Origin of the sequence: Cohnella sp. GCM10012308, assembly GCF_042649185.1 — a bacterium.
In the GTDB taxonomy this organism is placed as follows: Bacteria; Bacillota; Bacilli; order Paenibacillales; family Paenibacillaceae; genus Cohnella.
The window spans coordinates 144951-153461 of record NZ_JBHRYU010000019.1 but is presented as its reverse complement, the minus strand read 5'-3'; the positions used below and the strand labels follow the sequence as shown (position 1 = coordinate 153461).

6 protein-coding genes and 1 rRNA gene are annotated in these 8511 nt (G+C 57.4%); 1 reads left to right on the top strand and 6 read right to left on the bottom strand.

Annotation, left to right across the window (positions count from 1 at the left end; genetic code table 11):
* The 3 genes from ACFOTD_RS20390 to gyrA form a co-directional block, all read right to left on the bottom strand.
* Positions 1-128: ribosomal RNA gene (locus ACFOTD_RS20390) — 16S ribosomal RNA — on the bottom strand; the annotation flags it as partial.
* 398 nt (positions 129-526) lie between these two features.
* Complete coding sequence (locus ACFOTD_RS20385; RefSeq protein WP_378121775.1) at positions 527-1585, bottom strand: HD-GYP domain-containing protein; 1059 nt, start codon at positions 1583-1585, stop codon at positions 527-529.
* A gap of 29 nt (positions 1586-1614) precedes the next feature.
* Positions 1615-4104 carry a DNA gyrase subunit A gene (gyrA, locus tag ACFOTD_RS20380; protein ID WP_378121774.1) on the bottom strand — a complete coding sequence of 830 codons (2490 nt, stop codon included), beginning with the start codon at positions 4102-4104 and terminating at the stop codon, positions 1615-1617.
* A gap of 134 nt (positions 4105-4238) precedes the next feature.
* On the opposite strand from gyrA, the gene ACFOTD_RS20375 reads away from it, so the two are divergent.
* Entirely contained in the window at positions 4239-5051 is an 813-nt protein-coding gene (locus tag ACFOTD_RS20375; RefSeq protein ID WP_378121773.1) for a YheC/YheD family protein, read from the top strand.
* Between the two features lie 60 nt (positions 5052-5111).
* Here the strand turns inward: ACFOTD_RS20375 and gyrB are convergent, their stop codons facing one another.
* The 3 genes from gyrB to recF are packed head-to-tail and all read right to left on the bottom strand — an operon-like array spanning position 5112 to position 8457.
* Entirely contained in the window at positions 5112-7022 is a 1911-nt protein-coding gene (gyrB, locus tag ACFOTD_RS20370) for a DNA topoisomerase (ATP-hydrolyzing) subunit B (protein ID WP_378121780.1), read from the bottom strand.
* Positions 7023-7064: 42 nt separating this feature from the next.
* Complete coding sequence (remB, locus tag ACFOTD_RS20365; protein WP_090116868.1) at positions 7065-7313, bottom strand: extracellular matrix regulator RemB; 249 nt, start codon at positions 7311-7313, stop codon at positions 7065-7067.
* A 25-nt stretch (positions 7314-7338) separates the two neighbouring features.
* Positions 7339-8457 (bottom strand): DNA replication/repair protein RecF, encoded by a 1119-nt coding sequence (gene recF / locus ACFOTD_RS20360; RefSeq protein WP_378121772.1) that lies wholly within the window; start codon positions 8455-8457, stop codon positions 7339-7341.
* Positions 8458-8511 lie beyond the last annotated feature (54 nt).

The following is an 8511-nucleotide window of genomic DNA, read 5'->3' as shown; positions in this document are numbered from 1 at the left end:
CCTACGTGTTACTCACCCGTCCGCCGCTAACCTCTTCAGGAGCAAGCTCCATCAGAGATCCGCTCGACTTGCATGTATTAGGCACGCCGCCAGCGTTCGTCCTGAGCCAGGATCAAACTCTCCATAATAGCGTTTTTGACGAAAGACGTTTCGTTAGAAACGACGATAGCCAAAAGACGCACAGGTAGTTCGACTTGCTCAATTCAATGCTGGTATAACTTTTGCTTCGGCCCCGAAAGGCTTCAGCGTCCGTTTGTTTTAACGCTCGATGTTCAGTTTTCAAGGAGCAATCTTGTCTTCGCTCTCGGCCTCGTTCTCGGCGGCCTCTCAGCGGCGACTTGAATAATATATCACAGGCGCCTAGGCGAATGCAAGCTATTTTGAATAATTGTTTGCAGGAATATTATTGAAGTCATTCCCCCTCGTTTTGCACGGCTTATGCATCATGCACGCGTATCAGAAGGCTTATATAAATAGAAAGAGATCGGACCTCTAACTCGTCCAATCTCTTTCTTTGTTGTATCCCTCAGGATGAATACACCGCTGTAATGTAGAGATTGCGATCCTTGGCGAGATTCACGATGTCGCCGAAGATCGACACCATGGGTCTCGTCGGGTTCGCCCGATCGGTGAAGACGATCTCCCCGACCCGATTGTCGTTCAACTGGACAAGCATACCGTTGTGGAACTGCGTGTTGCGTTCAATAAAGCATTGGATCATCAATGGATCCAACTTGCCGAACGCTTCCTTCTGCAGCTGCTCCAAAACGATATAAGGCGACTGGGCCGTACGATACGCGCGAGCGGACGTCATCGCATGATACATATCCGCGATCGCCACGATCTTTGCGTACGGATGTATCTTCTCCCCTGTCGCTTTCATCGGATAGCCGCTGCCGTCGATTCGTTCGTGATGCTGCAGCGCTGTCAGGATAACTCCCTGATTAAGCGAAGTAACGCCCTCTAGCAGCTTATAGCCATAGACGGTATGTTGCCGCATCTCCGTCAGCTCGTCTGTCGTGAGCCTTCCCGGCTTGCGCAGGATCGTTGAGTCGATACGAGTGTTGCCTATATCGTGCAGCAGGCCGGACAGCGCTACTGCTACCCAGTCCTTCTCCGGCAGCTTCATCCACTTGGCGAGCTGGTATCCCGTCAGCGACGTCAATACGCTGCCGCGGATCCAAGGCTCCGCAGCAGGGTCGTATGGCGGTACGAATGTCAGCACGTGATATTCGTCGATGTGATCCAACAGTTCCTTAAGTCCGCCGCGAATCTCGAAGATCGGCAGCTTCTGTCCCGGACCCATCATCTGAAACGTATGCTTCAGCAGCCTCTCCATCTTCAGAAAGTTCTGGTGAAGCGAGGAGAGCGGCAGCGACTTGTCTTCCTCTGCCTCGAGCAGATCGGACTCCTCAAGACCCGCTCTCTTAATGTCCGCGTCCGGGATGAGGTACGCCTGCAGAATCTCAAGATCGCGCGCACTGAGTGTACGTCCCTCCGGAAACAGCATATTGCCGAATGACGTCTGCACTTCGCGCAGCAATAGATCTCCCGTCTGTACTTGCGATATCGGCAGCACAGCCACGACGTCTTCCTCCCCTTAGATCGCGTCCATTATTCGGAATCTTCGACGCCTTCGGTGCCTGCGCCTTCCGACTCCTCCATATCTTCTTCTTCGTCTTCGTTGCGCGGCGCTCTCGCTACCGTCGCTACGGCGTCTTCGTCCTTGATGTTGATCAGCTTGACGCCTTGGGTGATCCGGCCCATCGTATTGATCGTGGACATGCTCATCCGGATCAGCGTGCCGCCCGACGTCATGATCATCAAGTCATCTTCGTCCTGGACGACCTTGAGGCTGACGATCGCGCCGTTCTTGTCGGTGACGTTCAGCGTCTTGATGCCCTTGCCGCCGCGGGTCTGCGTGCGGTACTCGCTCAGCGGCGTACGCTTGCCGTAGCCCTTGGCGGTAACGATCAGCACGGTCTGCTCGGGATCGACGATATCCATATCGATGACTTCGTCGCCTTCGTCCAGCTGAATGCCCTTCACGCCGGTGGAGGAGCGTCCCATCGAGCGGACGTCGTCTTCGGAGAAGCGAATGGACATGCCCTGTGCCGTGCCCATGACAACTTCGCGGCTGCCGTCCGTCAGCTTGACGCCGATCAGATCGTCATCCTCGCGCAGCAAGATCGCGATCAAGCCGACCTTGCGGATGTTCGCATAATCGTCGAGCGGCGTCTTTTTCACGATGCCGCACTTGGTTGCGAAGAACAGGTATTGGTTCGGCTCGAACGATTCGACCGGTATAACCGCGTTGATCGTCTCTCCCTGCTCGATCTGGATCAGGTTGATGATCGGCGTGCCCCGCGCGGTCCGGCTCAAATCCGGAATCTCGTACGCCTTGAGGCGGAATACGCGTCCCTTGTTCGTGAAGAACAGGAGGAACTGATGCGTATTGGAAACGAAGAGGCGCTCGATGAAGTCGTCGTCCTTCGTATCCATGCCCACGACGCCCCGGCCGCCGCGCCGCTGGCTGCGGTACGTAGTGACAGGCAGGCGCTTGACGTAGCCGGAATGCGTCATCGAGATGATGACGTCCTCGCGCGGAATCAGGTCTTCGTCGAGAATCTCTTCGTCGCTCGTCGTGATCTCCGTGCGACGGTCGTCGCCGAATTTTTGCTTGATCTCCTCGAGCTCGTCATGGATGATCTCCAGCACGAGACCCTCGTTAGCCAGAATGGCTTGGTACTCGGCAATCTTGATCATGAGCTCTTGGTACTCCTGCTCGATCTTCTCGCGCTCGAGTCCGGTGAGACGCTGCAGGCGCATCTCGAGAATCGCCTGTGCCTGATCGTGCGACAGGCCGAACCGCGTCATGAGGCCTTCCCGTGCCTGCTCCGTCGTCTGCGAAGCGCGAATCAGCGCGATGACTTCATCGAGATGGTCGAGCGCAATGCGCAAGCCTTCGAGGATGTGCGCGCGTGCCTGCGCCTTCTTCAGATCGTACTCGGTTCTGCGGCGGATGACTTCGATCTGGTGCTGAATATAGTAATGGAGCACGTCGCGAAGGTTCAGTACCTTCGGCTCCTTGTTCACGATTGCGAGCATGTTGATGCCGAACGTCGACTGCATCGCCGTCTGCTTGTATAGATTGTTCAGGACAACGCTCGGATTAACGTCGCGGCGCAGCTCGATGACGATCCGCATGCCGTTGCGGTCGGACTCGTCGCGCAGATCGGTAATGCCCTCGATCCGCTTGTCCCGCACAAGCTCGGCGATCTTCTCTACGAGGCGCGCCTTAACGACTTGATAAGGGAGCTCGTGAACGATAATCCGGGCTTTGCCGCCGTTCTCTTCGATCTCGGCGCGGGCGCGCATCGTGACAGAACCGCGGCCCGTGCTATAAGCCTGCCGGATGCCTTGGCGTCCAAGGATGAAGCCGGCGGTCGGGAAGTCGGGGCCCGTAATGTACTCCATTAGATCAAGAGCCGTCAGTTCCGGATTCTTGATCAACGCCTGCGTGCCGTTAATGACCTCGGTCAAGTTGTGCGGCGGTATGTTGGTCGCCATGCCGACCGCGATCCCCGTCGTGCCGTTGACCAGCAGGTTCGGGAAGCGCGCAGGGAGCACGTCCGGCTCCTGCTCTTCGCCATCATAGTTCGGGACGAAGTCTACGGTCTCCTTGTTGATGTCGCGCAGCATCTCCATCGCGATCTTCGACAGGCGCGACTCCGTATAACGCATAGCTGCCGCCATGTCGCCGTCGATGGACCCAAAATTGCCGTGACCTTCGACCAGCATATAGCGGAGCGAAAAATCCTGCGCCATCCGGACCATCGTCTGGTAGATGGAAGAGTCGCCGTGCGGGTGATACTTACCCATGACGTCGCCGACGATACGTGCGGACTTCTTGAACGGCTTGTCCGGAGACATGCCGAGCTCCGACATTCCATACAGAATACGGCGAAGTACCGGCTTGAGCCCGTCTCTAACGTCGGGCAGCGCGCGGCTGACGATGATGCTCATTGCGTAATCCATGAACGATTCCCGCATCTCCACGCCGATATCCCGGTCGCGGAGGGGGGAACGCTGTTCTTCGGCCATGCTGATCCTCCTTCAATATCCCTGCACTATTGTCAAATCGCCATGGTCACCCACGGCAGAAGCGTCATACTCTAAAAAAGGATGAATGAAAACATTATACCATATTGATGACGCGAAAGGTGGCGTGAACGCCGATGCCGATCAGGCGGATCAGCAGCAAATGGGCGAAAACCGAAGCGCTGCTGGCATCGATGGAGCTTCGCGGTCTCGTGCCGGACACCAGGCCGTTCGACAACGATACGGTCCGCGACATGCTGGGCGAATACGGCATGATCTATGTGAAGCCGGTGAACGGAACCTTCGGCAATGGCGTCATCCGTCTTGGCAAATCTGTAGAACCGGACGAAGTCTACACGCTCCAGGCCGGCGAGAAGCAGCTTTCCTTTTCAAGCTTCGACGATATGTACGAAGCGCTGCTTAAATTAAAACGGCCCCGCCCCTATCTGTCCCAACAGGGCATCGAATTGTTGAAGCAGAATGGCCGCCGTTTCGATTTTCGCGTGATGGTGCAGATGAGTCCGGCCGGTCAATGGGAGACGACCGGTATCATCGGGAGACTCGCCCACCCGCGCAAAATCGTAACCAATTACCACGCCGGCGGCACGCCGCTGCCGATGGAATCGCTGATGAAGGTACATCTGGAAAAAGCGGGCCGAACGAGCCGCAGCTATCGAAGGGAACTCTCCAAGCTTGGGGAGGACGTCGCTTCGGTGCTCGGCAAGCGTTTTCCGGGACTGAAAGAGATCGGCATCGACGTTGCGGTCGACACGGCGCTTAAGCCCTGGATTCTGGAGGTCAACACGCTGCCCGATCCTTATATCTTCCTGCGTCTGCCGGACCGCAGCGTATATCGCCGGATCCGCAAGTACGCTACCGCCTACGGAAGATTCCGCCGCGGTGCTCGCGCTTCCGCGAAGGCCAAGCGGCGCAGCGTCGGCAAAAGATAACGGCGCCCGCAAAAAAAGCACCCGCTGAACGCATCGCTGCGCCCGGCGGGTGCCGAAGCCTCACACGTCCAGATTCTTGACGTACCTGGCGTACTGATGGATGAAATCCCGTCGCGGCTCTACGCTGTCTCCCATAAGCGTATCGAAGATCAAGTCGGCCCGGATCGCATCCTCGATCCGTACTTGAAGCATCGTACGGCTGTCCGGATCCATCGTCGTATCCCACAGCTGATCGGCGTTCATCTCGCCGAGACCTTTGTACCGCTGCACGTTGACCTTGGCCCCTTCGCCGAACTCGGCGATGATCTGGTTGCGCTCGGCCTCGGACTGCGCGTAACGGACAACCTTGTTGCGCTCGATCTTGAAGAGCGGCGGTTGCGCGATGTATACGAAGCCCTCTTCGATCAGGTTCCGCATGTAGCGGTAGAAGAAGGTGAGGAGCAACGTGCGGATGTGCGCGCCGTCGACGTCGGCGTCGGTCATGATGATGATCTTGTGATAACGCGCCTTGGCGAGATCGAAATCGTCGCCGATGCCGGTACCCAGCGCCGTGATGATCGCCCGGATCTCCGCATTGGACAAAATCTTGTCCAGTCGTGCCTTCTCTACGTTCAGAATCTTGCCCCGCAGCGGCAAAATCGCCTGGAAGTGACGATCGCGGCCTTGCTTGGCCGATCCGCCTGCGGAGTCGCCTTCGACGATGTACAGTTCGCTGATCGAAGCATCCTTGGACGAGCAGTCCGCCAATTTGCCTGGCAGCGAGCTCACTTCAAGAGCGCCCTTGCGGCGAGTCAGCTCGCGCGCCTTGCGCGCAGCCTCGCGGGCCCGGGACGCTTGAAGGGACTTGTCCACGACCTTGCGGGCCACTGCCGGATTTTCGCCCATGAACTCCAGCAGCTTGTCGGCGAAGAGAGATTCGACGATGCCTCGCGCCTCGCTGTTGCCGAGCTTGGTCTTGGTCTGCCCTTCGAACTGCGGCTCCGGAATCTTGACCGAGATAATTGCCGTCAAGCCTTCGCGGCAGTCGTCGCCGGTGAGATTCGATTCGTTCTCCTTGACGAAGCCCATCTTGCGCGCATAGTCGTTGACGATACGGGTGAGCGCGCTCTTGAAGCCCGATTCGTGCGTACCGCCCTCATGCGTGTTGATGTTGTTGGCAAACGAATAGATGTTCTCCGTATAGCCGTCGTTGTACTGCATGGCAATCTCGACCGCAATGGCGTCCTTGGTGCCCTCCACGTAGATCGGCTGCTCGTGCAGCGCTTCGCGCGTACGGTTCAAGTATTGGACGAACTCCTTGATGCCGCCGTCGTACTTGAACGAATCGTGCATGCTGGTACGCTCGTCGGTGAGCGTCAGCTGGATGCCCTTGTTCAGGAACGCCAGCTCGCGAATCCGTCCGACGAGCACGTCGTATTCGAACACCGTCGTCTCGGTGAAAATCTCCGGATCGGGTTTGAATCGTGTCTGGGTGCCCGTATCCTCGGTCTCGCCGATGATTTTCAAGTCGTATTGTGGCGCGCCGCGGCGATATTCCTGTTGATGGATCTTGCCATCCCGCTTGACGGTGACGGTAACCAGCTCGGACAGCGCGTTTACGACGGAGATACCGACGCCGTGAAGGCCGCCCGACACCTTGTAGCCTTCGCCTCCGAACTTGCCGCCGGCGTGGAGGACGGTCATGACGACCTCAAGGGTCGATTTCTTCAGCTTGGCGTTCTCGCCGACCGGGATGCCCCGGCCGTTGTCGATGACGGTCACGCTGTTGTCTTCATGTATAATGACGTCGACGCGGGTACAAAAGCCTGCAAGGGCTTCGTCGATACTGTTATCGACGACCTCCCAGACAAGGTGATGGAGACCCTTGCCGCTGGTCGACCCGATATACATGCCGGGACGCTTGCGGACGGCCTCCAACCCTTCGAGTACCTGTATCTGACTCTCATCGTAAGTGTTCTGCTGCGAATTCACGGACAAATCTTCCACCGCCTTCTTAACGTTGACGCGCTGCTCCTACAGATCGACCAGATGATGCGCCCGCTTCTTGAGGGTAGAAGACGATATGGGCGAATAATACACTCTCTCCTCGGTGACGACGATAGACTTCGGATCTTCCTCGCCGATCGTCTCCACGATACGGTTTTTCCGGGCTTGCGCCACGAATTGCCTGGACAGCTTCGAGGACTGCTCGATCGAGATATCGAAGATCGCGACGAGCTGCGAAGTCCGGACGATTTTCTCCCCGCCCAGATGAATGTACATATTGAGCCCCTCCACATTCCCTGCCTTAGGGCAGCACGGTACCGCCGCGTACATGATAGATAGCGGCATCCTTGAGCCTACTCATGTTGACGCTCTCCAGGCCCGTCGTCGTGATAAACGTCTGCACGCGGTTCTGAAACGTCTCGATGAGCTGGGTCTGCCGCTCCTGATCAAGTTCGGACAAGACGTCGTCGAGGAGAAGCAGCGGATACTCCCCGATCTCTTCGCGCATCAGCTCAAGCTCCGCCAGCTTAAGCGACAATGCCGCCGTCCGCTGCTGGCCTTGCGAGCCGAATGTCTGCACGTCCCTGCCGTTAATGGCAAACGCCAAATCGTCCCGATGCGGACCGATGAGCGTCGTGCCGCGGCGGAATTCCTGTTCCTTGCCTTGTGTTAACTTTAACATAAATTGTTGCAATAAAGAAGATTGATCTTGGGGCGAGGTCCCTTCCTCTGCGGCGAGAGAGGGCTTGTAGGCGACGGTCAGCGATTCCTTATCTGCGGTGATGCCGGCATGAATCTTCTCGGCCCACCCTTGCAGCTTATGAATAAAGTTTTGCCTTCTCTGCATCATTTTAACACCGGAGGCGGCTAATTGTTCGTTCCATACGTCGAGCATTTCGGCAGAAGCCCTGGCGGCGTCCGTCGACTTGAGGTAATTATTGCGCTGCTGGAGGATTCGCTGATATTGCATGGAGTCGTGCAAGTAAGCCGGATGTACCTGGCCGATCTCCATATCCATGAATCGGCGCCTGATGCCGGGAGCGCCCTTGACGATGTCGAGGTCCTCGGGGGCGAACAGCACGACGTTGACCGTGCCGACGAAAGCGCTGAGCTTGCGCTGCTCGAGACCGTTGATCTTCGCCTTTTTGCCTTGCGCGGAAAGCTGGAGCTCAAGCGTTACCTTACCAAGCTTGCGCTCAATCTCTGCTTCGATGCGGGCTGATGGCTCGTTCCAGCCGATCAGCTCGCGGTCTTTGGACGTACGGTGCGACTTGGTAAGGGCGAGCACGTGGATGGCTTCCAGCAGGTTCGTCTTGCCCTGCGCGTTGGGCCCGATGATGATGTTGACGCCTGCGGCCGTCGCAAGCGACAGTTCGCCATAGTTGCGGTAGCCATGCAGTGCGATCTTATTCAGCTGCATGCGGGACTTCCTCTCTGGACTGTCCGGCAACGGCACGTGCGGTGACGGCCGTAC

Coding starts and splice junctions, on each gene's coding strand:
- gyrA (WP_378121774.1), bottom strand. CDS start 4,104: ATGGCCGAAGAACAGCGTTCCCCCCTCCGCGACCGGGATATCGGCGTG.
- ACFOTD_RS20375 (WP_378121773.1), top strand. CDS start 4,239: ATGCCGATCAGGCGGATCAGCAGCAAATGGGCGAAAACCGAAGCGCTG.
- remB (WP_090116868.1), bottom strand. CDS start 7,313: ATGTACATTCATCTGGGCGGGGAGAAAATCGTCCGGACTTCGCAGCTC.
- recF (WP_378121772.1), bottom strand. CDS start 8,457: ATGCAGCTGAATAAGATCGCACTGCATGGCTACCGCAACTATGGCGAA.